27 protein-coding genes are annotated in these 24876 nt (G+C 46.5%); 1 reads left to right on the forward strand and 26 read right to left on the reverse strand.

Annotated features, from left to right (window positions below):
• Window positions 1-125: 125 nt before the first annotated feature.
• Window positions 126-938, forward strand: coding sequence for a FlxA-like family protein (locus tag J2Z28_RS18020; RefSeq protein WP_211083523.1), 813 nt, complete (start codon window positions 126-128; stop codon window positions 936-938).
• Window positions 939-1203: 265 nt separating this feature from the next.
• Here the strand turns inward: J2Z28_RS18020 and J2Z28_RS18025 are convergent, their stop codons facing one another.
• The 26 genes from J2Z28_RS18025 to spoIIIAA all read right to left on the reverse strand — a co-directional run bounded on the left by J2Z28_RS18025 (window position 1204) and on the right by spoIIIAA (window position 24718).
• Complete coding sequence (locus tag J2Z28_RS18025) at window positions 1204-2160, reverse strand: GGDEF domain-containing protein (RefSeq protein WP_211083524.1); 957 nt, start codon at window positions 2158-2160, stop codon at window positions 1204-1206.
• 421 nt (window positions 2161-2581) lie between these two features.
• Window positions 2582-3388 (reverse strand): sporulation transcription factor Spo0A, encoded by an 807-nt coding sequence (gene spo0A / locus J2Z28_RS18030; protein WP_017687607.1) that lies wholly within the window; start codon window positions 3386-3388, stop codon window positions 2582-2584.
• A gap of 195 nt (window positions 3389-3583) precedes the next feature.
• Entirely contained in the window at window positions 3584-4912 is a 1329-nt protein-coding gene (gene spoIVB / locus J2Z28_RS18035; protein ID WP_036675010.1) for a SpoIVB peptidase, read from the reverse strand.
• Between the two features lie 120 nt (window positions 4913-5032).
• A complete protein-coding gene (gene recN, locus J2Z28_RS18040) occupies window positions 5033-6751 on the reverse strand; it encodes a DNA repair protein RecN (protein WP_211083525.1) in 1719 nt (572 codons plus the stop codon).
• A 277-nt stretch (window positions 6752-7028) separates the two neighbouring features.
• Complete coding sequence (gene ahrC / locus J2Z28_RS18045) at window positions 7029-7478, reverse strand: transcriptional regulator AhrC/ArgR (RefSeq protein ID WP_017687604.1); 450 nt, start codon at window positions 7476-7478, stop codon at window positions 7029-7031.
• Window positions 7479-7562: 84 nt separating this feature from the next.
• Window positions 7563-8048, reverse strand: a complete 486-nt coding sequence (locus J2Z28_RS18050; protein ID WP_211083526.1) for a hypothetical protein — start codon at window positions 8046-8048, stop codon at window positions 7563-7565.
• Between the two features lie 84 nt (window positions 8049-8132).
• Window positions 8133-8978, reverse strand: coding sequence for a TlyA family RNA methyltransferase (locus tag J2Z28_RS18055; RefSeq protein WP_211083527.1), 846 nt, complete (start codon window positions 8976-8978; stop codon window positions 8133-8135).
• Window positions 8979-9000: 22 nt separating this feature from the next.
• Window positions 9001-10908 carry a 1-deoxy-D-xylulose-5-phosphate synthase gene (dxs, locus tag J2Z28_RS18060; RefSeq protein ID WP_211083528.1) on the reverse strand — a complete coding sequence of 636 codons (1908 nt, stop codon included), beginning with the start codon at window positions 10906-10908 and terminating at the stop codon, window positions 9001-9003.
• A gap of 281 nt (window positions 10909-11189) precedes the next feature.
• Window positions 11190-12113 carry a polyprenyl synthetase family protein gene (locus J2Z28_RS18065; protein ID WP_211083529.1) on the reverse strand — a complete coding sequence of 308 codons (924 nt, stop codon included), beginning with the start codon at window positions 12111-12113 and terminating at the stop codon, window positions 11190-11192.
• Window positions 12088-12345, reverse strand: a complete 258-nt coding sequence (gene xseB / locus J2Z28_RS18070; RefSeq protein WP_017687599.1) for an exodeoxyribonuclease VII small subunit — start codon at window positions 12343-12345, stop codon at window positions 12088-12090. The genes J2Z28_RS18065 and xseB overlap by 26 nt, the downstream gene beginning before the upstream one ends.
• Window positions 12335-13699 carry an exodeoxyribonuclease VII large subunit gene (gene xseA, locus J2Z28_RS18075; protein WP_211083530.1) on the reverse strand — a complete coding sequence of 455 codons (1365 nt, stop codon included), beginning with the start codon at window positions 13697-13699 and terminating at the stop codon, window positions 12335-12337. The genes xseB and xseA overlap by 11 nt, the downstream gene beginning before the upstream one ends.
• Window positions 13700-13709: 10 nt before the next feature.
• Entirely contained in the window at window positions 13710-14567 is an 858-nt protein-coding gene (gene folD, locus J2Z28_RS18080) for a bifunctional methylenetetrahydrofolate dehydrogenase/methenyltetrahydrofolate cyclohydrolase FolD (protein ID WP_211083531.1), read from the reverse strand.
• A gap of 117 nt (window positions 14568-14684) precedes the next feature.
• The gene (nusB, locus tag J2Z28_RS18085) at window positions 14685-15137 is read right to left on the reverse strand and encodes a transcription antitermination factor NusB (protein WP_211083532.1); all 453 of its coding nucleotides are present in this window, start codon (window positions 15135-15137) and stop codon (window positions 14685-14687) included.
• Between the two features lie 222 nt (window positions 15138-15359).
• Window positions 15360-15593: a DUF2273 domain-containing protein gene (locus J2Z28_RS18090; RefSeq protein WP_017687595.1), complete on the reverse strand. Its 234-nt coding sequence runs from the start codon at window positions 15591-15593 to the stop codon at window positions 15360-15362.
• A 14-nt stretch (window positions 15594-15607) separates the two neighbouring features.
• Window positions 15608-16147, reverse strand: a complete 540-nt coding sequence (gene amaP, locus J2Z28_RS18095) for an alkaline shock response membrane anchor protein AmaP (RefSeq protein WP_017687594.1) — start codon at window positions 16145-16147, stop codon at window positions 15608-15610.
• A gap of 145 nt (window positions 16148-16292) precedes the next feature.
• Entirely contained in the window at window positions 16293-16703 is a 411-nt protein-coding gene (locus J2Z28_RS18100) for an Asp23/Gls24 family envelope stress response protein (RefSeq protein WP_017687593.1), read from the reverse strand.
• Between the two features lie 217 nt (window positions 16704-16920).
• The gene (gene accC, locus J2Z28_RS18105; RefSeq protein ID WP_036614375.1) at window positions 16921-18264 is read right to left on the reverse strand and encodes an acetyl-CoA carboxylase biotin carboxylase subunit; all 1344 of its coding nucleotides are present in this window, start codon (window positions 18262-18264) and stop codon (window positions 16921-16923) included.
• A 55-nt stretch (window positions 18265-18319) separates the two neighbouring features.
• Window positions 18320-18784, reverse strand: a complete 465-nt coding sequence (gene accB, locus J2Z28_RS18110) for an acetyl-CoA carboxylase biotin carboxyl carrier protein (RefSeq protein WP_211083551.1) — start codon at window positions 18782-18784, stop codon at window positions 18320-18322.
• Window positions 18785-18923: 139 nt separating this feature from the next.
• A complete protein-coding gene (locus J2Z28_RS18115) occupies window positions 18924-19754 on the reverse strand; it encodes a SpoIIIAH-like family protein (protein WP_211083533.1) in 831 nt (276 codons plus the stop codon).
• Window positions 19755-19820: 66 nt separating this feature from the next.
• Window positions 19821-20459: a stage III sporulation protein AG gene (spoIIIAG, locus tag J2Z28_RS18120; protein ID WP_017687589.1), complete on the reverse strand. Its 639-nt coding sequence runs from the start codon at window positions 20457-20459 to the stop codon at window positions 19821-19823.
• Window positions 20460-20474: 15 nt separating this feature from the next.
• A complete protein-coding gene (spoIIIAF, locus tag J2Z28_RS18125) occupies window positions 20475-21305 on the reverse strand; it encodes a stage III sporulation protein AF (protein ID WP_211083534.1) in 831 nt (276 codons plus the stop codon).
• 31 nt (window positions 21306-21336) lie between these two features.
• Entirely contained in the window at window positions 21337-22479 is a 1143-nt protein-coding gene (spoIIIAE, locus tag J2Z28_RS18130) for a stage III sporulation protein AE (RefSeq protein ID WP_415841458.1), read from the reverse strand.
• Window positions 22480-22547: 68 nt separating this feature from the next.
• Window positions 22548-22937, reverse strand: coding sequence for a stage III sporulation protein AD (spoIIIAD, locus tag J2Z28_RS18135; RefSeq protein ID WP_017687586.1), 390 nt, complete (start codon window positions 22935-22937; stop codon window positions 22548-22550).
• Between the two features lie 32 nt (window positions 22938-22969).
• Window positions 22970-23173: a stage III sporulation protein AC gene (gene spoIIIAC / locus J2Z28_RS18140; protein WP_017687585.1), complete on the reverse strand. Its 204-nt coding sequence runs from the start codon at window positions 23171-23173 to the stop codon at window positions 22970-22972.
• A gap of 29 nt (window positions 23174-23202) precedes the next feature.
• On the reverse strand, window positions 23203-23721 hold the full coding sequence (spoIIIAB, locus tag J2Z28_RS18145; protein WP_211083536.1) for a stage III sporulation protein SpoIIIAB: 519 nt from the start codon (window positions 23719-23721) through the stop codon (window positions 23203-23205).
• Complete coding sequence (gene spoIIIAA / locus J2Z28_RS18150) at window positions 23714-24718, reverse strand: stage III sporulation protein AA (protein ID WP_211083537.1); 1005 nt, start codon at window positions 24716-24718, stop codon at window positions 23714-23716. The genes spoIIIAB and spoIIIAA overlap by 8 nt, the downstream gene beginning before the upstream one ends.
• Window positions 24719-24876: the final 158 nt, after the last annotated feature.

Raw genomic sequence — 24876 nt, forward strand, 5'->3', positions numbered from 1 at the left:
AAGTACGCAATACAACCGGTTTAAATGAATCCATTGCGATGAAACAAGAGCTATTCAAATCCTTCTCTTAACATCCGATATATGTAAATAGAACCATGATAAAGCGGAGAAGGAGAACAGAGGATATGAATTCAATCTCATCTGCAACCAAAAGCAGTTTCACTCCCGGGAATCAAGTCTCCAATCGGGATAAAGAAATTCAGGGACTCATGCAGCAGAAGATCCGGCTCAATGAAGAAATGCAAGGTGTAAAAACCAATGACGAGTTGGATACCAAAACCAAAGCTCAGCGAATCAAATCCCTAACAAGCTCTATTTCCCAGATCGACAGCCAGATTGCCCAAATTAAAGCTGAAGAATTGCAAGAAAAGAACAAATTAAGACAGCCCGAAAAGGCTCAACAGCAACAACCCAAACCAACCGACGAGGTACAAGCCCCTTCACTCGATCATCTGATCAAGCATAGTCAGACTTATGATCAATTGGGTAAGCTCGTCGGTTTGCGTGATCGCATGCAGGGCTCCATTCAGACCACCGAAGGAGAAACCCGCTTTGACCGACTTGTTCTCGAGATCAATCCTCCCGCAAATGATCTCGATCTAGGCAAATCAATGATGCTGGAAAACTCAGAGCGCACTGTCTTTCAGGCAAAGCGAGAGGTTGTTCAGGACATCAACTCCCAGTTAAACAAGGTCAATCAGAAGATTGGGGAACTGGTGGAAGAGATCCATCAGCCCGCACCTAAAAAGGGAGTACAATCACCTATCTCTGCAACATCTGGAGAAGAAGATCAGGAAGTAAATGAAGGAAAGAAAACGGGAAGTAAGGAGCACCCATCAGATGGCGGAACCACAGATCAGGAATCAGGAAATGGTCCGCAAACTACGGCTTCTACCTCTCCTGCTGCTTCATATCCATCCGTCGATATTCGAATCTGAGTGCGCATTGATCAAACATAATTTTATGTATACATAATGAGCTTAAAGATTAAAGAGGCTCGTTTGCTACACAACCTTTGACTCGCATCCAATGATAGAACCGCTATTACAGGTGACTAACTCCTGATAAATAGCGGTTTTTCTGTATTTTAACGTTATGAGTATAGAGGCGAAGCCTCAGCTTCCGAAGAAGCTTTCTTACAGAAAGCTTTTAGACCCACATCTTCAGGTTCTCTCTGTCCTCTACGTTCTCGTAATTTTATTTCTAGCACGGAGTAGTAGCGGTATCATTTGCACAGATGATACTTCCAGCAATCGCTTTACAACCTTTTTTGATGCGTGTGGCCTCATCAATAATCTGATCTATGTTTTCATATTTCCGCTTGCTATTGGTTACAACGGCGATGGATACCGACACAAGAGGAATGGGCCGATTTAGCCCGGAACGTCCTTCCCCCAGAACATATTGATTATGCCAATCATGTTCGTTGTAGAATGTCTTTTTCATTTCCTCAAAACCTGAGATGACTTCCTCACTAATATATTTGTAATCATGGTGATTCAGGATTGTAATGAAATCATCACCACCGATATGTCCAAGAAAAGCTTCAGGGGGAACAAATAGCTTGCGAAGCAAGTTAGCTGTCGCCTGAATAAGCTGATCCCCCATTTTGAAGCCGTAGCTATCATTGTAGGATTTGAATTGATCGAGATCAACGTACAGTACGCTAAAATGGTCCATCTGAAGAGCCTGAGACAACCTTTCATCTATGATATGATTACCTGGAAGACCAGTCAGCGGGTTCATAAAAATCGCCATTTCAGCCCGTACATCAGCAACAGCGAGTAGCAAACGCCGAATACTCACAGCTCCAAAGAAACTTTCCCCTGACGTGACCAACACAAGATCATATATTTCCCCTTCATCTCGGTCCATGGCTAGAACACTGACATCTGTAATCTGTTCCGAATAATCCACGACCAGTGCCTGCGTGTTCATCACCAGTTCTACAGGACGTCCCATATACAGATTATAGCCATACTGGGTGCCAATCTGCTGAAAGAATCGGGGCCGCATCATCAATGACACCCCCTTCTCCCTCATAACAGCTATACCTTCCAGACTAGGATTGGACTTGAAAAGATGATAGACGATATCACATTTTGTATCAGATTGTACTACAGGAATTGGTTCAGCAATCTCCCCTATTTGCGTAAACATACTATTCTACTCCTCTGTTCGTTGCATCTTATCCGAACTTTTCAAATATATATGTAGGTCTTTGTCAATGGTCACATCGTACCACTTTCTACTTGAAAAAGCGTTAACTGAGGGTAAAAGTTTATGAAATATTTCTTTTCTGAATTTTGCTATAGGGAGCTTTCTTTATTACGTAATCTCAAATTTCAAAATCAATCATGCAAAACTAAATTCCATCATCATGATCTGTATTATTTCGTTATGCAAAAATACCGTCAATTACTGGATATCTAATCCAATAAATGACGGTATTCGTTGGCATATATTACAGAAGTTTATCGGCATGAAATGAACGAATTCAGATATAGGACCCAAAAATCCATTTGGCTAGAATCTAATCTGAATTCAAACTATACTTGCCAGCTCACTACTCCTGACCCTTTCAGCTTACCTTATGCTCAATTCTCAGCTTGTCAGCAACCATCGCGATGAACTCGCTATTTGTTGGTTTCGACTTGCTGATGTTGATCGTGTAGCCAAACAAGTGGCTGATGCTGTCGATGTTACCGCGAGTCCATGCCACTTCAATGGCATGGCGGATGGCACGTTCGACGCGGGACGGCGTGGTTTTGAATTTTTCGGCAATCGCTGGATACAGTGTTTTGGTGATGGCACCTAAAATTTCGATATTGTTATATACCATCGTAATCGCTTCGCGCAAATACTGATATCCTTTAATATGCGCAGGAACACCGATTTCATGTATGATGGACGTAATATTTGCATCCAGATTTTTGTGTTTGCCCATTGGCACAACATTGGATTTCATGAACATGGATGATCCGCTGCTTGTGGACATCGCTGTCTGTGTTCCCACCAGTTGGCGCACACGATTCGCAAGCACTTCCATGTCAAACGGCTTGAGAATATAATAAGAAGCTCCGAGTTGCACGGCACGCTGTGTGATATTCTCTTGTCCGAATGCCGTAAGCATAATGACTTTAGGCTGTGGAGACAGGTTCAGGTCGCGCAAGCGCTCAAGCACGCCCAGTCCGTCCAGGTGAGGCATGATAATATCCAGAATCAATACATCCGGCACATCCCGAGTTTGCTCCAGCAATTGCAGTACTTCTTCTCCATTGTATGCAATACCGGTTACTTCCATATCTTCCTGTTCAGATATATATTCGGCAAGCAAATTCGTAAATTCACGATTATCATCGGCCAGCAATACCTCAATTTTTTGCAAAACGGTATCCTCCTTTAAATTAAACATCGTTTCGTACATTTCCTTACACGTTTAATTTTCGACACAGCAAGTTAAATTCCTCCTGTCGAAAATTATTTTTCTTTATTTTTTTTTCTTGATCCTATATAATAAATAATTTATTTCATTATCCGATATATTATGTTTGCTTTCGACAAAAAAGAACCTCAGGGCTGTTTAACCAGCCTTGAGGTTCTTATCGTTTTCCTTTTTCATCATAACGCCAGCATCTTGTAACATCCATTCAATGAAGCAACCGTAACCCGATTTTGGATCATTCACGAATACATGAGTAACTGCACCGATCAACTTACCATTTTGTACAATGGGGCTGCCACTCATCCCTTGAACGATACCTCCGGTCTTATCCAGCAGTTTCGGGTCCGTGATTCGAAGCACCAGACCTTTTGTTGCTGGTTCAGTTTGATCTGCCACATGAACAATGTCAATGGAGAAGCGTTCAACTTGTTGACCGTCAACCACGGTAAGTATTTCGGCCGGTCCTTCTTTGACTTCATGAGAAAAAGCGACGGGAATACCTTTCGAATACAGACTGTGCTCAGGATTTCCGGACATTTTACCAAAGATACCAAAAGCCGTATTACGTTCAATATTGCCCAAAATTTTGCTTTCCTTGAGGAAATGAGCACGTTTTTCACCCGGATCACCGGTTTCACTTTTAGAAATGGACGTCACATTCGACTGAACAATCTGACCACTACCCACAACAATAGATGTTTGTGTGTTCATATCTGTAATGACATGACCCAGCGCGCCGTATACGCCCTGATCGGGAGCATAGAAGGTAAGTGTGCCAACACCGGCTGCAGAATCACGAATGTACAATCCAAGCCTCCACGCTTGATCCTCGGAGTCATACGCCGGAGTTAATCGTGTCTTCACCGTTTCCTTACCGCGTTTTAACACAACATCAATACCTTTTTTACTTTTCCCTGCAAGTTCAACGGCTTCAGAGACACCTGCTACGCCATCCAGACGTTTTCCATCCATATGCGTAATCAGATCTCCGAGCTTAATGCCCGCTGTTTCTCCGGGCGATACACGCTCATCCTGACCGGAACGGACCAGATGATGTCCAACCACCAGAATGCCTGCCGATTTAACTTTGACGCCAATCGTTTGTCCCCCGGGTACAACACGCAAATCCGGTATCACATTCACATGGACTGTTTTGACCGGAATTTTACCCCACAACTTTAACGTTAATTTCGCATGTCCCGTCTGTTGAGGGTGAAGATGCAAAGGTTGTTGCCTGGTAACATGCATCGCTGCCTGATCATCCAAACCAACAATATCTGGTCGATCTACAACGGCGCTTGAAACAGCAGGTACAGCGAGCCGGACATCCGCTTGCCTGCCAGCAAACACTTGCAATTCATCCGGCAGTGAAGCATAACTTTGCACAGGCTGAATGGCCTGGCTAATCACACAAAGAAAGAAGGCAAATAAAAGACCTAGCAATTTCTTCCTGAGGGGGGAATTCAATGGCTGTCACACTCCCTTTGCTTCTTTCGCTTGACGAAAGGTGGTCGCCAATTGCGTACCTATAAGATAACCTCGCCCCCAGGCTTTTATTACTGTCAATCATTACGCCAGCCGTCCGTTTCACCCTTTTTTGGCTTCCGCCAAATTCAGCATTTCCTGTGCGTGATGCAGCGTTTTTTCTGTAATTTCCACGCCGCCCAGCATACGTGCCAATTCCTTCACTCTGCCTTCGTCTGACAGCGATTCCACCTGCGTCATCGTCCGTCCATCGTAGACATGTTTCTCAATGAGATACTGATGATCTGCCATACAAGCTACTTGTGGTAAGTGAGTTATTGAGAAAACCTGACAAGTCGAAGACAAGCGGAACAGTTTTTCCGCAATGGATTGAGCTGCTCTACCGCTAACTCCAGTATCAACTTCATCAAAAATCAACACAGGTATCCGGTCATGTCGCGCAAAGATACTCTTCATCGCCAGCATCATTCTCGACAGCTCACCACCTGAAGCAATCTTGCCAAGTGGTCGTAATGGCTCGCCCGGATTCGGTGAGATCAGGAATTCCGCATTGTCCGCACCATGACGATTCAGACGAATACGACGTCCATTCCATTCAATGCCCTTTGGATCTTCGAAAGGAGTAATCTGAACACGCAATGTAGTCCGCTCCATTTGCAGATCCTTGAGCTCGCTTTCCACCTGTGCAGCTAGTTCCTCGGCGCATTGTTTACGAATCTTGCTGAGCTCTTCAGCAGACTCCATCACAAGGTTAAGCATTTTGTCACGTTCAGCTCGCAATTTCTCCAGCCGTTCGTCCTTGTTCTCCAGTTGGTCGGTTTCATGGCTAATCTGATCATAATAACTCAGAATAAGTTCAACACTGTCCCCGTATTTCCGTCTGAGGCCAGAAATCAGATTCAGCCTTTGCTCCACTTCTTCCAGCCTTGCCGGATTAAATTCAATCTTCTCCCGGTAATCCCTTAACTGAAATGTTGCATCTTCCAATTGATAAAATGCGGATTGCAGCTGTTCTACGATTGGTTGCAGTCCTTTACTATCATATCCAGAGATGTCTTCAATTCTTGAAAGAGCAATGCTCACAGCTTCAAGTCCGCGTTGACCACTGAGCAGATCATATGCACCAGCAACACTGTCCATCATTTTCTCACTATGGGATAGTTTGACCCGTTCTTCCCCGAGTAATTCATCCTCGCCTTGTGTAAGGCTTGCTGCTGCGATCTCCTCAAGCTGAAAGCGATACATGTCCAAGAGTTGATATGCCCGCTGACTGGACTCCTGAAGCGCACGCAGTTCCTTTTCCGCCGTGATAAACTTGCTGTAGCGCTCCTGGTACTTCGCTTTGATCGGTCCGATGACTTCCGAGCCATAAGTATCGAGAAGCCCCAGATGGCTCTCTGCACGCAGCAAACTCTGATGTTCATGTTGTCCATGAATATTGATCAGCTTCTCGCCTACTTCCCGCAGCATGGTCAGATTGACCAATTGCCCATTAATGCGGGACGTACTTTTCCCCTGTGTGTTCAGTTCACGTCGAATGACCAGATGCTCTTCAGGCTCACAATGGATACCCAACTTCTCTAATGTCTGCCATACCGGATGACTCTGCTCCATCTCGAACAAGGCTTCCATCTCTGCCTTCTCACATCCGTAGCGGATCAGATCCGCTGAACTTCGTCCACCGGCAATTAAGCCAAGCGCATCTATAATAATCGACTTACCTGCACCCGTTTCCCCTGAAAGTACATGGAATCCCGGGTGGAATACAACATCCACTTCTTCCACCACAGCCAGATTACGAATCGATAACGTAACTAACATCTGCAAAAACACCTCCGGATGACTAACTCAGATATTATGTTTTTGAACCATTGATTCAAGAGGTTGTTCAAAAAATCCGCTTTTGATTACGAAGGATGCCTTGTGGCATCATCAGCATCGAAGATGGAATTCAGCCGAAATAAGTGGGATGCTTACGAAGTATGTTTCCTTCGGAAACATTGCAGTTGCTCACGTAGTTTCCCTACGCTCCGCTACTCCATTTCTAGCTTCATCCCATCTTCTCGGTACTGAAAACCAATCTTTTTGAACACGCACTTTAAGCAATGTAACCCATGATCCGCTCAATAACGGTCACACTGTTACCTTCTGTCCGGCAGATAATCAGAATGGTGTCATCTCCACAGATCGTGCCCATGACTTCATTCCACTCAATATTATCAAGCAAAGCTGCAATGGAGTTCGCTGTTCCCGGCAAACATTTCATTACAACCAGATTGTTTGTGTGATCAATGTGCAAGAAGTTGTCAACGAGTGCACGCTTCAACTTTTGAATCGGATTATATCGTTGATCTGTCGGTAAAGAGTACTTGTATCTCCCGTCATCCATCGGAATCTTGATTAACAGAAGTTCCTTGATATCCCGGGATACCGTCGCCTGAGTCACCTGAAAACCTGATTTGCGTAGTGCTTCAACCAGATCATCCTGGGTCTCAATTTCATTTTGACTAATGATTTCACGAATCTTGATGTGCCTTTGTCCTTTCATATATGCCTCCAGTTAGATGTATTGCAATAAAGCAGCATTTGTAATTCGCCGCAGACTTTGCCCTGCAATGTTCATTCTTTTATATTAGTCCAGATCATCCCCATCATACACATCTTCCTGATAGTCCATGAGCCTGATTAACTTAATATCGGAATCCTCCACGTCAACATACAGCAATCCTTCACAGCCAGGATATAACAACAGATAATTGAGGAAGCGATCCCTTAGCGCAGGGCCAGTCATTTCAATTGGCTGTCTGCGACGAGACGTTTTCACGAGGTATCTGAGATCCTCACGTTCTGCAACATAATCAATGAATAATCTGCTGTAATAAACGGATTCATTGGCCTCAAAAGCCAGAGGGACTTTCATTTTGCCACCGATGACTTCGTAACCCTGTGCTTCTAGCAAATCCAAGGCCGGCGAATCCTGAATCTTCACGTTCAGTTGCATTCCAGACAAGCTTACCGGCATCGGTCGGTTCACCCAATTACGCAAGCCAAAGAACAGCCACAAGATCAAACAGACAGCAAGTACAACTATAACGATTGTGTCATATTGACCATCCATTATCGCTCACCTCGAAGACATATTCGAGGTTCAGTAACGATTTCCCTTTACATCAATCACCTTTCCAGCGAAAAGAAACCCATCTTATGATGAGTTTCCCGTAAATGTATGAGCTGCTTCCTTCGCAACTTGCTCCGCAAGTGCATCAAGTGAAGCTGGATCGATCTCTGGTTGTGAGGCCTCTGGTGCTTCCAGACGCCAATGTGCGAGAAATTCTATATTACCTTCTCCACCCGTTATCGGTGAAAAAGTTAAACTCTGCAGATGCAAACCAAGTTGACTGGCAAAATGAAGCATCGTCTGCAATACATCCTTGTGTACCTTCGTATCACGTACCACACCGGACTTGCCTACTTTTTCACGCCCTGCCTCAAATTGAGGTTTAATCAATGCAACGATATCTGCAGGTTGATTCAAGAGAGCCAGAAGTGGCGGCAATATGATTCGCAATGAAATGAACGACACATCAATGCTTGCAAAGTTCGGCACGGGTCCCACCAGATCTTCAGGAGTCACATAGCGGAAATTAGTTCGTTCCATAACAGTAACCCGCTCATCATTACGCAAAGACCAGTCGAGCTGATTATAGCCCACATCAATAGCGTAGACGTGAGACGCACCATGCTGTAGTGCACAATCCGTAAAACCGCCGGTGGATGAACCGATGTCGAGCATGACAAGTCCATTCATATCAAGGCCGAAATGACGGATCGCTTTTTCGAGCTTCAATCCGCCTCTGCCGACATAGGGATGTACCGAGCCTTTAACTTTCAGCTCGGCTTCCCTTGGAATTTTCATGCCCGCCTTTTCGATCGGCTCATTATTGGCATATACCAGTCCAGCCATGATTGCAGCTTTTGCCTTCTCACGACTTTCATAATAGCCCTGCTCAACCAGCAGAACATCAATTCGTTCTTTCGGGAGTGACATGTCTGTCTCCTATCATGTAAATTTACGAAGGAAAACGTGTTTTGGGTATGCCGTAAGATGATTGAACAGCCATCTTGCGCAGTTCAGCACATACATTTTCGACGGTAAGACCCACTTCCTCACGTTGTTCCTTAATACTGCCATGCTCGATGAAGCGATCCGGAATTCCCATCAATTGTACATGAACATCATGCAGTCCCTGTTCTGCATAAAACTCCAGCACTGCACTACCCATGCTGCCTGCTTGGGATGTTTCTTCAAGTACAATCAATTTGGTGCCTCGAACAGCTAAATCACGCAACATTTGCTCGTCAAGAGGTTTCAAGAAGCGAGCGTTGATTACGCCTGCTGTTATACCTTCCCGCTTCACCATCTCTGCTGCTTCTTCTGCAAGCTGCACCATCGAACCTGAAGCGATGACAGCATATCCTTCCGATAAACGCAGTTGCTCCCATGATCCGATTGGAATCGGAACAAGTACATCATCCAAAGGTACACCGACCACATTGTTTCGTGGATAACGGTAAGCAATTGGACCTTCATTATAATCAAGCGCCGTTTTCATCATGTGGCGCAATTCATTTTCGTCTTTTGGCATCATCAGAACGATATTTGGAATATGGCGCATAAATGCCACATCATATACCCCTTGATGTGTTTCCCCATCCGGACCAACAAACCCGGCACGGTCAATAGCAAACATTACGTTAGCGTTATGACGGCAAATATCATGTACAATCTGATCATATGCACGTTGCATAAACGTAGAATACACGGCAAAGACCGGCTTCAAGCCTTCCATAGCCAGTGCAGCACACATGGTTGCCGCATGCTGTTCTGCGATTCCTACGTCAATCATGCGGTCAGGAAATTCCTTACTAAAAGGAATGAGACCTGATCCTGTAGGCATTGCTGGCGTTACAGCTACGACCCGCTTATCCTGCTTCGCAAGATCAATTAACGTTTGACCGAACACTTCCGTGTACATCGGTTTTCCGACTGCCTTCAACACTTGACCGGATTCAATTTTGTACGGAGAAATCCCGTGCCACTTGTGCGAATCGGCTTCTGCTGGCTGATAACCTTTGCCTTTGGTCGTGAGCACGTGAACGAGCACAGGACCATCAACGTTATCTGCCTGTTTGAAGGTTTCAATCAATTTTGGAATATCATGCCCATCAATCGGTCCCAAATACGTGAAGCCCAGTTCTTCGAAAAGAACACCTGGTACCATCATATATTTGACACTATCTTTGATCCAGCTTGCCGATTTGGCCAAACGATCCCCAATAGCAGGAATTTTTTTAAGCATTCCCTCGACATCATCTTTCGCTTTCAGATAATGACGATCCGAACGAATCTTGCTCAAATATTTATGCATGGCCCCAACATTTGGAGCAATGGACATTTCATTATCATTCAGAATAACCATCAGTTTTCTCTGCTCATGACCGATATGATTGAGGGCCTCAAAAGCCATACCACCTGTAAGCGCTCCATCACCAATCATCGCGATAACTTGGTTGTCCTCACCCTTGAGATCACGTGCAAGGGCCATCCCCATCGCAGCGGACAATGAAGTACTGCTGTGTCCAGCTTCCCATACATCATGTTCACTTTCGTTGCGTTTGACAAACCCGCACAGACCGTTATGTTGACGCAATGTATCAAAGCGATCCATACGCCCTGTCAGGACTTTATGCACATAAGCCTGATGCCCTACATCAAAAATCATTTTGTCAGCTGGACTGTTATAACAGTAATGCAGGGCTACCGTGAGCTCAACCACGCCTAAGTTGGGTGCGAGATGCCCACCTGTAACAGACAGTTTCTCAATCAGAAACTGCCGGATCTCTGCCGACAAAAGGGCAAGATCATCCTGAGACATCGACTTTAGATCACTGGGTTGTTTAATTTGTGGAAGCAGCACGAGAATCTCCCCGCTTTCCTAGATTGTTTAGTTATTGTTGTAAATCGATATATACATTATGAATCAAATGACATTAAATCATTATAACATAAAAGAACAAGAATCATAATTTACTGCACTATACTCCCGATAACGAGCATTCTCGCCAGCAAGTTATTTAAAATTCTTCTCCATATGTATTCCCGCATCCACTCGGGACAGCTCTTTCCATCTACTCGGAAAAGGACATTACATTCATTACACGGTTACATAGTTTTTGAAACAGATCGCTCCGTCAGATTCTAATGGTCACGACTCATCAGGTAATCTGCAATTTCTAGCAATCTGGATGCATCAGGTAACTCGGCTCTTTCAAGTGCATCTTTTGCAGATTGAGTAAGGGACTTCACTTCATCTACAGAAGCTTCCATACCAATAAAATAAGGATATGTTACCTTCTGCTGATTCACATCGCTCTGTGTTTTCTTGCCCATCTTCTGTTCGTCACCCGTCAGGTCGAGAATATCATCCTGAATCTGGAACGCCAGCCCCAGATCACGTCCAAACACACGTAAGGCTTCCAATTGTCCTTCCGATGCTCCACCAATTCGTGCTCCAGCAATGAGGGAGAAAACAATCAGGTCACCTGTTTTGTGCAAATGGATATATTGGAGCTGTGAAAGATCGGTCATGCCTTGCTCGCCTTCCATATCCGCGACTTGGCCGCCGACCATGCCTCTTGCTCCAGCAAGTTCGGACATGTCCTCTACGATGGACAGCAACGCATCTGCCGCCACACCACTACGGCGTCCAGCTTGAACAATGCTATAAAAAGCATGGGTTAACAGTGCATCGCCTGCCAATATGGCTGTTGCCTCACCATATACCTTATGATTCGTTAATTTTCCCCTGCGGTAATCATCATTATCCATAGCAGGCAGGTCATCGTGGATCAGTGAATACGTATGAACCATCTCCACGGCGCAGGCTACCGGCATTGCAGCTGTACGCTGTGCACCGAAGGCTTCCGCCGCAGCAACGACCAGAAGAGGACGAAGGCGTTTGCCTCCGGCCATGAGTGAGTACTGCATCGCATCCGTCAACGATTGGGGTACATCCCAGTGATCGGGAAGCGTGTGTTTCAACGCTTCTGTCACCGCAGCTGTGACCTCTTCGAGGTACACTTGAAACGAAGGACGATTACTCATGGACTTCACCGCTCTCATCGTCAGCAGTTCCGAAAGGCTTCTTGCGAAGCTCTCCATCTTCTTCTACGATCATCTCGATCTTGCGTTCCACTTGTTCCAGCTTCAGACCGCAAAGTTGCGAAAGTTTCATCCCGCGCTGAAACAGATCGATAGCCTGTTCCAACGGAACATCACCATGTTCCAGCTGACCTACGATGTCTTCCAATGCCGCCATTGCCTCTTCAAAATTCAATTCCGGTTCATTCGCCATGGGTATTGTCGTCCTCCTTCATTCCCCAAACCTGACAGTCCAGCTGTCCGTCTGTTAATTTAATCTTAATTGAATCTCCAGGCTGTACATCCTTTGTCGACTTGATCAATCGCTGTTCTTGCTCGTCATAGACAAGGCTGTATCCCCGTGACATGACTTTAAGCGGGCTAAGCGCATCCAGATGCCGCACAGATGATTTCCACTGATGCTGCTTCGATCTGGTTATAGACCTGATCGCAAGTTCCAGTTGTCTGCGTGCTGCCGCATTCTCACGGCGTGCTGCATTGACCTGCTCACGAGGATTGAATCGTTGCAGTGCTGCCCGCAGACGCTCCTGCTTCTCTCCTGTCCATTTCATACGCGTATCCACTGTTCTCAAAAGCCGTTGGTGCATCATATCCAGTCGTTCCGTGTGCTGCATCAAGGTACGTCTTGGATGCACCAGCACTGGCGAACGCTGCAATCTTGCGAGCCGTTCACGATTATGTACAGCACGTTGACGTAAGCTGTGCTGTAACTGGCGCTGACGTTGTGCAATCTGATCGAGCAACTCAGCTCGATTAGGTACAGCTAGCTCCGCAGCAGCTGTTGGCGTTGCCGCACGTAAATCAGCCGCAAAATCGGCAATGGTGAAGTCCGTTTCGTGCCCAACTGCAGAGATAACAGGTATATCCGAAGCGACTATTGCTCTTGCCACAATCTCCTCATTAAAGGCCCACAACTCCTCCAGTGAACCGCCTCCGCGTCCAACGATAAGTACATCGGCTTCTCCCATCCGGTTCAGGTTGCCAATCGCTTTGACAATGGAAGGTGCTGCACCCTTGCCTTGAACCAGAACAGGATATAAAACAACTTTGGCAGAAGGGTATCTGCGCTGGAGTGTGATCATGATGTCTCGCACCGCCGCTCCCGTCGGTGAAGTTACAACCCCGATGGTCTGTGGATAACGAGGGATTTGTCTTTTTCGCGAAGGTGAAAATAACCCTTCACCCTCGAGCTTTTTCTTCAGCTGTTCGTAAGCCAGATACAGACTTCCAATTCCGTCCGGCTGCATATGGGTAGCGTAGAATTGATACTGCCCATCCCGTTCATACACCGAGACATTACCACGAGCAATAACCCTTGCACCCTCCTTCGGTACAAAGGGTAATCGCTGGTTATGGGATGCGAACATAATCGACTTAATCCGGCTGTCCTTATCCTTCAATGTAAAATACATATGGCCGCTGGAGTGATGTGTGAAATTCGAAATCTCCCCGCGCAGCCAGACGTCCGACAGGACCTGATCCGATTCCAGTTTCATCCGGATGTATCGGTTCAGGTCTTTGATGGAGTAGATCTTTTGATCTGCCACAGACAAAACCCTAGGCCAATCCGTGAGCGCGCTTGGCAGCGATCAATGTATTTTGCATCAGCATTGTGATTGTCATCGGACCAACACCGCCAGGAACGGGTGTAATTGGACCAGAAACTTCTTTCACACTCTCGAAATCAACGTCTCCTGCCAGTTTGCCATTCTCCAAACGGTTCATGCCGACATCGATAACAACAGCACCCGGTTTCACAAAATCAGCATCCACAAAATTAGCACGGCCGATGGCTACAACTAAAATGTCCGCCTGACGTGTAATTTCTTTCATGTTGGCTGTGCGGGAATGACACATCGTTACCGTTGCATTCTCACGTTGCAGCAACAACGATACCGGTTTGCCAACGATGTTGCTTCTTCCGATAACCACTGCATGTTTACCGGACATTTCCAGTCCAGTACGTTTGATCAGTTCAATTACACCCGCTGGGGTACATGGAAGCAGACTATCGTCTCCAATTACGAGATTACCAACATTGACTGGATGGAATCCGTCTACGTCTTTATCCACGGCAATCGCATCAATAACCGCTTTCTCTTCGATGTGTTTCGGTAGTGGAAGTTGAACCAAAATTCCGTTAATGGATTGTTGATTGTTCAGCTTGTCCACCAGCGCAAGCAGATCTTCTTGGGACGTATCTGCATCCAAGCGATGCACTTCGGAGTAGAAACCGAGGTCGTGACATGCTTTTTCTTTATTACGCACATATACTTGGGATGCCGGATCTTCCCCGACGAGCACAACAGCCAGACCAGGTACTACCCCCTGTTCGCTAAGCTGTTTTACTTCTGTTGTCAGGCTTGCGCGGATCTCTTGGGATACTTCTTTACCGTTAATAATAGATGCTGTCATTGTACTCTCTCTCCCTTATGTGAATATAAATTTAGAGGTTGTTCAAAAAGCCCGCTTTTGATTACGAAGGATACTGAAAACCGGTCTTTTTGAACACACACTATAATTAATCATAACCTAAGATAATTTTGCTTTAATGGCGTCAACTTCCTGAATCATGCGTCCAAGTACACCATTGACGAATTTTCCAGATTCTTCTGTACCAAAATATTTGGACAGTTCAATTGCTTCATTGACAGATACCTTAGCCGGAATGTCATCACGGAACACCATTTCATACGTAGACAGTCGTAGAATCTGGCGATCTACACGTGACAGACGGCTGATCTGCCAACCTTTCAAATAATCCACAAGCAGCCCGTCAATGGCTTCCTTATTGTTCCAAGCTCCTTGTACAATCTCAGTAACATAAGTACGCATTACATCTGCATCGCGGATAACTACTTCAGTTTCATTATCTTCAGCAGCTTCATTGATCAACATGTTCACAGATTCTGCTGCACCTACCTCATTCATTTCCATCTGATACAGACTTTGTACTGCAATTTCCCTTGCCAAACGTCTTTTCATGTCCTGCCTCCTGCAGCGCTCCGTCTGGAGCGTCATCATGCTTATTTTATAATCCATGCATCCATCTCATCAAATCCTGTATCGGTTAGATCGATGGCTTACACGGTATTGTTATTGTTATCCCTTTTCACAAAAAAACCTGCAATACGTTTCCTCCAAAAAACGGGCAACCTAAACTACAGCTCTATTTTCGGAAGAAACATATTGCAGGGTTCAGGCAGGTCACTTAAACGGACGCCAGCGATCGCCAAGCCATTGTCCCCACTCCCTCCAGGGAATGGACGAACCCAGCTTCGAATCGCTTCGTCTGCCTAACGTATAACCGATGAACACCAAGAGTGCAAAGAACAACATATCCCAAAAACCGATCCATACATAAAGAAATCCAAAAAAGATGCCGCCGATAATTCCGGTAATTCGGCCTCTGTGACTATCCCAAATCTCTTTCCACAGCATCAGTGAAACTCACCTCATTCCACTCGACTCTTGTAGTTAGGCGACTGGGTTACATTAGCGATATACACCGTGACAAAAGAAACCGGGATGCCCGTAATCTCTTGTACATGATCATGTATCGCCTTTTGCAGATCAGAAGTCAGCGCAGGAATAGGTGTCTCACCATCCACTACTGCACGGATCATAATCTCCAGTCCTGACTCAACCACACGTATGCGTGCCTTGACATCACGTACTCCCCGGAAACGGGAAGTTGCCTTCAAACAGAGATTCTCAATCGTCTCCATCGAAATCTGTACATCACCAAACTCAGTACGTTGATCTACAGACGGCAACGATGCACGCTCACGCCGAACCGAGATGTAGAAAAATCGCAAACTCAGGATAAACAAAATCGCTGCTGCAATAACCGACGCAACAATAACGTTTTGTTCCTGCTGGTAATTCAATTCGTAAGGCAGCACACCGCTAATCAGAAGAATGACGGCTGCCGATATTGCTCCAACGCTTATGCTGTATATAAACAACAGAAGCCGATCCAGTATTTTAGCCACGAACTGCACAGCCTCCCTTGCTCACTAACATGACTTAACCTGTTCACTAGCAAAAATCAGACCCTCATCTAGCTTTCGCTATAATGAAGACCTGTCCAAGACGGGATAACCCCCGGCAGATGATGCCGGGGGAATCTGTCTTCTTTTATTTTACGCGCTGACTGTTCAGGTCGATCTCTTCCACTTTCTCGGTGCTCTTGAACTGAACGTCATGAATGTGCACATTCACTTCATTTACATTCAATCCTGTCATGTTCTCGATGGAACGTTTCACGTTCTGTTGAATCTCCGTAGCCACCTGTGGCAGACGGTATCCGTACTCGATAATTACGGAAACATCAACTGCAGCTTCACGTTGGCCCACTTCAACTTTAACGCCTTTGGAAAGGTTTTTGCGACCAAGCAATTCAGCAAATCCGCCTGCGAATCCGCCACTCATGCCTGCAACACCTTTCACTTCAAGGGTCGCCAATCCAGCAATCACTTCAATAACTTCAGGTGCGATCTGGATTTCACCGATATCCGTTCGTTCAAATTCAGTCGGTAGTGTACTCATAACTGTTCAACACACCTTTCGCGAGATAAGTTTGCGGCCATCCGTCAGGGCGCTGGACTCAGGTCAATCAACCTTCAGAACCCTTCCGGTCCGGCTTTACCGGAACTCCTGCAAACATCCGCGAGGTGCGGGCTTATCCTTTGCAGGAGACATGCGCTCTTATTATTCATACTATATCATTTGGGCTACATTATGACAAACAAGCCCAATATACCTTTTAAATCTCGTTTTCCTCAAGAAATTTGATATCAAAGTCACCACGAATGAACGTTGGGTGCTCCAGCAATTTCTGATGGAAAGGAATGGTTGTGGATATGCCTTCAATCGCAAATTCCCCAAGCGCACGCTTCATCTTGGCAATCGCCTCTTCACGATTCGCTCCCCACACAATCAATTTTGCGATCATGGAGTCATAGAAAGGTGAAATGGTATAACCCGGATAAGCAGCACTATCTACACGAACGCCAGGTCCTCCCGGTGCAAGGTAGAATCCGATTTTGCCTGGTGATGGCATAAAGTTACGATCCGGATCTTCTGCATTGATACGACATTCAATGGACCAGCCATTGATAACCACGTCTTCCTGACGGAATGAAAGTGGGTTGCCTTCAGCTACCGAGATCATCTCACGGATCAGATCCACGCCAGTAACCATCTCAGTTACCGGGTGCTCTACCTGAATACGTGTATTCATCTCCATGAAATAGAACTCGCCATTCGGGCTGAGCAGGAACTCCAATGTACCCGCTCCCGAGTAGTCCACAGCAAGGGCAGCCCGTACCGCAGCTTCACCCATCAATGTGCGCACATCTTCGGAGAGAATCGGACACGGAGCTTCCTCTACCAATTTCTGGCGACGACGCTGAACCGAGCAATCACGCTCTCCCAAATGTGCTGCATTTCCGTGTTTATCAGCAATGATCTGAATTTCCACGTGTTTCATACCTGTCAGGAATTTCTCCAGATATACACCTGCATTGCCAAATGCCTTTTGTGCTTCCTGCTGAGCAGCGGTAATCTGCTTAATCAGCGTTTCTTCATCTTCGGCAATACGAATTCCCTTACCTCCGCCACCAGCAGTAGCTTTGATAATGATAGGATATCCGATATCTCTAGCAATCATGATGGCTTCATCCATATTTTCAACAAGGCCGTCTGATCCAGGAATAACAGGTACTCCTGCATCTTTCATCGTCTGTTTGGCAACAGCCTTGTCACCCATTTTGGTGATGGCTTCAGGAGAAGGTCCAATAAACGTAATATTGCAAGACTCACAAATTTCCGCAAAATCAGCATTCTCCGCCAAAAAACCGTATCCAGGGTGGATTGCATCACATTCCGTCAGCGTAGCTACACTCATCAGGTTGGTGAAGTTCAGATAACTGTCCTTGGACAGTGTCGGTCCGATACAGTAAGCCTCATCTGCAAGACGAACATGCAGAGAATCCTTGTCCGCTTCCGAATAGACGGCTACCGTTGAGATGCCGATTTCGCGGCAGGCACGAATAATACGTACCGCAATCTCTCCACGGTTCGCAATCAGTATTTTTTGAAATTTCATTTCGTTTTGTCCTCCTTCGAAGCTCATGCGGTTAGCTGTTTACCAGCTATAACGGTTATTCCGGTTTCACCAGGAAAAGGGGCTGCCCATACTCGACCAGCTGTCCGTTCTCAACCAGCACTTCAACGATTTCTCCCTTGATGTCAGCATCAAGCTCGTTCATCAGCTTCATCGCTTCGATGATACATACCGTTGTTTTCTCAACAACTTTATCACCAGCGCTTACAAAAGGACCCGTTTCCGGCGAAGAAGCTCTGTAAAAAGTACCTACCATCGGAGATACAATTTTATGTAAATGACTTGTAGTATCGACCTGCGGAGCAGCTTCACTTACCACTGCTGCCGACTGTACTTGCGGAGCAGCAATCATTTGCGGTTGCACAGCAGCTGCTTGAACATACTCCGTTTTGCCCGGTTTGCGGATCGATAACCGTGATCCTTCATTTTCAATTTCCAACTCTTGAACGGAACTTTCATCTACCAGTTTAATCAGTTCTTTGATTTCACTCAATTTAAACATTTCCATTATTCACTCCTTCGGCATCATGCCAGTCTCACTAGGACGGTCATATGGCTTTATGTATTATATCATAATCATTAAAAATGGAAAGAGCCCGAGAGTACAACCAGCTCCCGGGACTGTATTTCCATGATTTGGATTATTGTTCTGTGACGTATTGCACGCTGATTTTGTTCTGTGAAACCGCCAATTCTTTCATGACCAGATCCACAATGGATACCGCCTGTTTTACATCCAGTTTCTCACTGAGGACCACAACTTTATACTTGTCGGCATCTTCTTGAACGATCGCATTAGCGAACTGTTGAGAGAGCGTCTCCTCAATGCCAGTGATTTTAGCTTCTTTTTCTTCCAGTGTACGGAGTTGCTCTGTTGCTTTGGCATTCTCCTCTGGTGTTTTGCTCAGATCACCTGCCACGGTCATCAGTTCCTCATACTTACGATTGTTGCTTTCCTCACGTTGCCACTGGTAGTTCTGGAACTGGCTGCTCGCAGATGCTGTCGTATTCTGCTCTTCCATTTCCTTGAGGACTTCCTCATCTGTCTTGGTTGCCTTGCCGCCTGCCTGACCGTCTGTCTCCGGTGTAGTTGTTGCGCCTTTGTCGGTCTCTTTGTTAGTTTCTTTGCCTGCCTCACCCTTATTCTGGCCTGGTTCGACAGCAGGTGTTTTCTCTGTATTTCCAGCTTCTTTACCTTCCGTAGCCGCAGGTTCTTCCACAGCGCCAGCCACACTTGGATCACTTTCAACTTCGCCGCTATTCACCACTTCATTCACAACCAGACCTTCTGTAGGATCAAGAATGCCTGCCGTCTCCTTTGCTTCCCCCTGCTTGATTCCATCCACTTGCTGACTGTCAGCCACCGGCGCGTTGACTGGACCGGAATCCTCAGTGAACAGATAATACGCGGACAAAATGACCATCAGACTCAGCATGGAAACGAGCCATACCGTTTGACGTTTGTTATTCATTAGAACTTCCTCCTCAAATTGGCTTCAATCTTATGAGAATTGAATCTTGTGATTCAACACATCAGATTAGTCTTGTTTGCGCGGTACAACCGAGATCCGGTAGGCTGCCACATTCAGTCCTTTTTCCACAGCATCGGTTATCAGGTCCTTCACAACCTTGTTCTCTGCACCCCTCGCAACCACAAGCACCCCACGGATCTGCGGTTTGAGCTTTTTGGTCACTATAGGTGTCTGATCCCCTGATATTTCGTACGTAATAATCTCGCCATCACGGGTATATTGCGTCATATGTCGCTTGCCCCCGCTAGCATCGGTTTCTTCGGTAAGTTGCTGAGAATCCTTCACGTTCCGCTGAACGACCAGTTCTTCTGTGGAATCCACGGTAACCATCACATCAACCGTACCCACACCAACAATGTTTTCGAGCACACCTTTGATTTTGTCTTCAAATGCAATTTCGATCGCCTGAAAAGGATTCTGTTCTGACGGATCACTCTGTATGGATGCCATGGATGTTGCCGGGTCCGGTGGTTCCCGACCGATATTTTCGGAATCAATTTTTTTGACATTAACGAAGGAATTGAACAGCATGATTCCCACCCCGATCAAACCCAAGATAATCAGCCAGCGGAAGGTTTGACTTCGCCTTGCCCCACCCTCTCCGCCACCCATCCAGGTTTCCATCTTTTTGAACCATTGTTTCATCGGACACCCTCCTTCTCAGAGCACTTCAGCACTTTTTGGTTCTGTCACTTGAACGTTGTTCGCATCAACATCCCACTTTTCAGTCAACAATGTAATAATCTGCACTGCATGTTCGGACCTTGTGGATGTCTCTCCTTGCTGCTTCGTCTCATCTGCCTGATCACCTATAACAGGCTCGGAAGACGCTTCATTCACATCACGTTGCCCTTTACTCACATCAATCTGTACATCAGGCACTTCAATCTGACCGATCTGGATGGGCTGCTGGATTTGATGTGATTCATCCTTCTCGGATTCTGTGTCTGTTCCAAATATGGGTTGTGTATTTGCAGCGACTTCTTGCTGCCCTGCCTTCACTTCTCCTTCTGCACCCTTTCCGGCCATCTCGACCAGCACACGCTGGATCACAGGCAGTTCGACTGATGAGGCAGCCTCCATCTCGGTTTCATATTTACTCATGGTCAGCTGTACCTCTACGGACCGCACCCTCGCTCCTGTTGTTTCTTCAATCTGACCTTTCATGACATTAGCCAATTCTTTGGCTGTCCATTGTAAGGATTGTTCCTGTTCATTGGATTGCAGCCGCTTGCCCTGAGCTAATATCTGTTCGAGTGTCGCATTCTCATCCGATGGAGCATCCATTGCCGACATTGCCCGTTTCAGTTCGCCAACCGGATCACTTTTGAGCAGCTTGGTTATGGGTGATAAAAGGGTCAGCAGGATGAGAAGGCTCAGCACAAGCTTGACATAACGTTCCATGGATCGATTGGGCAACAGCATATCCACAAAGGTCGCCAGCAGAACGATCATAATCAATTCCCGGAGCCAGTTGCTCAGCCACCCCATCCTTTCCATCCCCTTTCTTGCCAGCATACATTCAGCGCATCATAACAGTCAGATTGCCCGCGGTCAGCAGGATGGTAATTGCCAGGAAAAACATCAGCCCGACGGCTGCGAGCGCCGCAAATACGTAGATCATGCTCTTGCCGATGGCCTGCAGGCATCCTACAATCGGGGTGTCTCCTAGTGGTTGCATAATGGCACCAGTTACGTTGTATATCAAGGCAAGAGCCAAGATCTTGAGTGCCGGAAAGGCACATAGAAACAAAATGATGATCACTCCGGTGAGTCCAATTGCATTTTTGACAAGTAAAGAAGCTGTAATTACCGTATCCGTCGCATCCGCAAATGTTCTGCCCACGACAGGAACAAAGTTGCCTGCGATGTATTTAGCTGCCTTCAGGCTGACTCCGTCCGCTACCGATCCCGATGCTCCCTGAACCGAGATTACACCCAAAAACATCGTCAGCAGGATACCCAGCAGTGCCACACTTATATTGCGCAGGAGGTCTGCCAGCTGTGTCAGCTTGTACTTGTCAGACAATGAACTGACGAGATGCAGAACAGCTGAGAAGAAGAGTAACGGGAATACCAGCAAGTGAATCAACGTACTCACCAGATGGATCATGAAAATGATGAGTGGATGAGTCACGGAGACAGTGATGACATTACCCATGGACGCAAGCAGTGTGAATAACAAGGGAACCATGGCCATCATGAAGTTGATCATGCCGGTTATGGCATCCTTGGCGTATCCAATCGCCACACTGAAGCTGTTGATTGCAATGATGATGATGACCATATAACAGATGGAATAGGCGATTTTGCTAATATTATTTTTCTCAAATGCGGTCTGAAGCGTCTCCAGAATCATGCTGAGTACGCTTAGCATCACAATCGTGACCAGAAGTTTGCCATTATATAAAATTTCATGCAGCATGAAGGTTCCTATGGCTACAAACACCGATTTCAGGCTGAATCCTTCATTGCCGGGGATTAACATATCCATGAAGGAAGGGGTCTTCCCCTCCGGGAAGAAACCACCGTATTGTTGCATCAGTTGATCCCAGTATTTCTCCACCTGATCCTTGGGAAGCTGATTGGCCTGCTGCTCCATCCACTCACCGGAAGGCGAGGTTGCAGTAACCTGTCCCAGGATACCAAACAGAAAACAGAGCATCAGCACAACCGTAAGGCGCCACTGCGGCTTAAGATGCATTGATTTCATATGAAGTCCGCACGCCCTTTCTACACCGGCATCAGCTTCATGACGGTTTCGATAATAATGCTGATGATCGGTATAGCAAGTACAAGGATCAGTACCTTACCAGCCAATTCGATTTTGGACGCAATGCTTTCCTGGCCTGCATCCCTGACAATCTGTGCGCCAAATTCAGCGATGTACGCTATGCCAATAATTTTCAGCACCGTTTTCAGATAAATACTTTCCATGCCTGAATTCTCGGCAAGCCGCTTCAACACTTCGATGACTGCTCCGATTTTGCCAATCAACAACATGAAGATGACAATGCCGGTCGCGGCAGCAATTAGAAAGGCAAACATCGGTTTCTGTTCCTTAATGACCAGAATGAGCACTGTTGCGATGAGCGCCAAACCTACAACTTGGATAATTTCCACAGGTCACCACCATCCGGCTTCATGACCGCTTTTCATTGAAAAAGAAATATCGATTTGATCTCTTGTAGCAGGCTGTCCAGCATACGGACCACCATGAACAATACAACGACAAATCCGATTACGGTCACCCAGTGAGCCATATCTTCCTTTCCCATTTGTTTCAGTACCGTGTGAATCATGGCGATGATGATTCCGATACCCGCAATTTGAAAGATTGCGTTCACTTCTAGATTCATGACCTTGGCACCTCACTATCCCGGCTATTTCAGAAGATCAGAATGACGATTAACGCTCCGACAAGCATCCCGAGGCTTCGGCTCATTCGTTCATATTTCATTTGATCGGCCTGGGCACGGGATTCCTCATGCATTAGTTGTTGAATGGCTAACGATATATGTTTGGTCTGATCCTGACGGTCACTTGTGCCAAGGCTGAAGCTTAATTGCAGCATGACTTCTCGCTCGTCAGCCTTCATGGCCGATCTTCCCCACGCCAGATCCACGCCTGACTGCAGACTTTCCCTGGCAGTGAGTCCATGAGGAGGTTCCATCTGTGTGGCTGCATGAAGGAACAGCGTCTTTACAGGTTCTTTGGTCTGTGCTCCCATCTTGCCCATGGCATCGGGAAGAGGAGTGAGCCCATAATTAATCTCCGTCATTAGTCGCTGGAGGGCTGCAATGAGTTCTCGCAACTGTCTCGGTCTTAATGCATACTGTCTGGCCTTGTAAAATCCGGCGAGGGTGCTGGCTAACAGAATAATTACCGCACCAAACATGTTAACCAAAGGCTTCACCTCCTGCCCCGGTTTGCTGCAACCCACGCATTTTGCCATCAGCCAGCCGAAAGGTCATGCCCCGGCTCGTCCGTTGCAGCTGGACATAACGTTGAAACATCTGCTCCGTAATTAAGGTTCTGAGGGCGGGTCTGGCCGACAGCTCCGATAGGTCACGGCCATGAGCAGTCGCAATCACCGAGACTCCTGCATGCAGGGCTTCCATCACCGCCTCGGCATCCTCCGGACGACCGATCTCGTCCACAATCAGGACATCGGGCGACATGGAGCGAAGCATCATCATCATGCCCTCAGCCTTCGGACAACCGTCCATCACATCTGTTCGGGGACCTACGTCGAAGCCAGGTACTCCTTTGTAGCTACCAGCGATTTCGGACCTTTCATCCACAATGCCCACTTTCAGACGAGGACGTATTCCCTGAACCAGTTCAGTTCCCCCTGTAAGCTTTGTACCACTGCTAATTTGTCTCGCCAGATCTCGCAGCAACGTCGTTTTCCCTTGTTGTGGTGGTGATAGGATCAACGTGTGCAGGACCTGTCCGCTCTTCATATCGAGAAGATAAGGAAGAATACGATCAGCCACTCCATGTACCTCATGGGCTACCCGAACGTTAAACCCGTTGATGTCACGCAGGTATTCGACACGCCCACCGCTTAGTACCGTTCGTCCAGCAAGCCCGATTCGATGTCCCCCAGGTATGGTGATGAACCCTTTCCGCAGTTCCTCTTCCAATGTATAAAGTGAATGGTTACTGATCAGGTCCAGCAACCTGTGCGTCACTTCTTTCTGAGGAACATACGCTTCTTCAGGATTCCCGGTCGGACAACCTTGAGGTGTCAGGAAGTGGTATGTGTTGCCTGCATTAATCTCCAGGGGTCTGCCTTCACGAATACGTACTTCCTCCACTTGTTCCAATAGAGCGGGTGGCATTCTTCCAAGAATGGTTCGGATCGGTTCCGGAAAAAGTTCCCTCCAGTTCACCTTCATGAGTAGGCTCCTCCAACCTTGAGATCATTTGGTTCACACTTCTGGCGCTTGTTCATATCTCAAGTTTATGCCTGTACATTTAATTTATGACGCTGAAATCTATCAATTCTTCAGAATACGGTTGAGAGTTGAAACCATAGATCCACCTTCTGTTCTAG

The sequence above is a fragment of the Paenibacillus xylanexedens genome (assembly GCF_017874615.1).
Taxonomy (GTDB): domain Bacteria; phylum Bacillota; class Bacilli; order Paenibacillales; family Paenibacillaceae; genus Paenibacillus; species Paenibacillus xylanexedens.

Coding starts and splice junctions, on each gene's coding strand:
- J2Z28_RS18020 (WP_211083523.1), top strand. CDS start 126: ATGAATTCAATCTCATCTGCAACCAAAAGCAGTTTCACTCCCGGGAAT.
- J2Z28_RS18025 (WP_211083524.1), bottom strand. CDS start 2,160: ATGTTTACGCAAATAGGGGAGATTGCTGAACCAATTCCTGTAGTACAA.
- recN (WP_211083525.1), bottom strand. CDS start 6,751: ATGTTAGTTACGTTATCGATTCGTAATCTGGCTGTGGTGGAAGAAGTG.
- ahrC (WP_017687604.1), bottom strand. CDS start 7,478: ATGAAAGGACAAAGGCACATCAAGATTCGTGAAATCATTAGTCAAAAT.
- J2Z28_RS18050 (WP_211083526.1), bottom strand. CDS start 8,048: ATGGATGGTCAATATGACACAATCGTTATAGTTGTACTTGCTGTCTGT.
- J2Z28_RS18055 (WP_211083527.1), bottom strand. CDS start 8,978: ATGTCACTCCCGAAAGAACGAATTGATGTTCTGCTGGTTGAGCAGGGC.
- J2Z28_RS18065 (WP_211083529.1), bottom strand. CDS start 12,113: ATGAGAGCGGTGAAGTCCATGAGTAATCGTCCTTCGTTTCAAGTGTAC.
- xseB (WP_017687599.1), bottom strand. CDS start 12,345: ATGGCGAATGAACCGGAATTGAATTTTGAAGAGGCAATGGCGGCATTG.
- folD (WP_211083531.1), bottom strand. CDS start 14,567: ATGACAGCATCTATTATTAACGGTAAAGAAGTATCCCAAGAGATCCGC.
- nusB (WP_211083532.1), bottom strand. CDS start 15,137: ATGAAAAGACGTTTGGCAAGGGAAATTGCAGTACAAAGTCTGTATCAG.
- J2Z28_RS18090 (WP_017687595.1), bottom strand. CDS start 15,593: ATGCTGTGGAAAGAGATTTGGGATAGTCACAGAGGCCGAATTACCGGA.
- J2Z28_RS18100 (WP_017687593.1), bottom strand. CDS start 16,703: ATGAGTACACTACCGACTGAATTTGAACGAACGGATATCGGTGAAATC.
- accC (WP_036614375.1), bottom strand. CDS start 18,264: ATGAAATTTCAAAAAATACTGATTGCGAACCGTGGAGAGATTGCGGTA.
- accB (WP_211083551.1), bottom strand. CDS start 18,784: ATGTTTAAATTGAGTGAAATCAAAGAACTGATTAAACTGGTAGATGAA.
- J2Z28_RS18115 (WP_211083533.1), bottom strand. CDS start 19,754: ATGAATAACAAACGTCAAACGGTATGGCTCGTTTCCATGCTGAGTCTG.
- spoIIIAG (WP_017687589.1), bottom strand. CDS start 20,459: ATGAAACAATGGTTCAAAAAGATGGAAACCTGGATGGGTGGCGGAGAG.
- spoIIIAF (WP_211083534.1), bottom strand. CDS start 21,305: ATGGGGTGGCTGAGCAACTGGCTCCGGGAATTGATTATGATCGTTCTG.
- spoIIIAE (WP_415841458.1), bottom strand. CDS start 22,479: ATGCTCTGTTTTCTGTTTGGTATCCTGGGACAGGTTACTGCAACCTCG.
- spoIIIAC (WP_017687585.1), bottom strand. CDS start 23,173: ATGAATCTAGAAGTGAACGCAATCTTTCAAATTGCGGGTATCGGAATC.
- spoIIIAA (WP_211083537.1), bottom strand. CDS start 24,718: ATGAAGGTGAACTGGAGGGAACTTTTTCCGGAACCGATCCGAACCATT.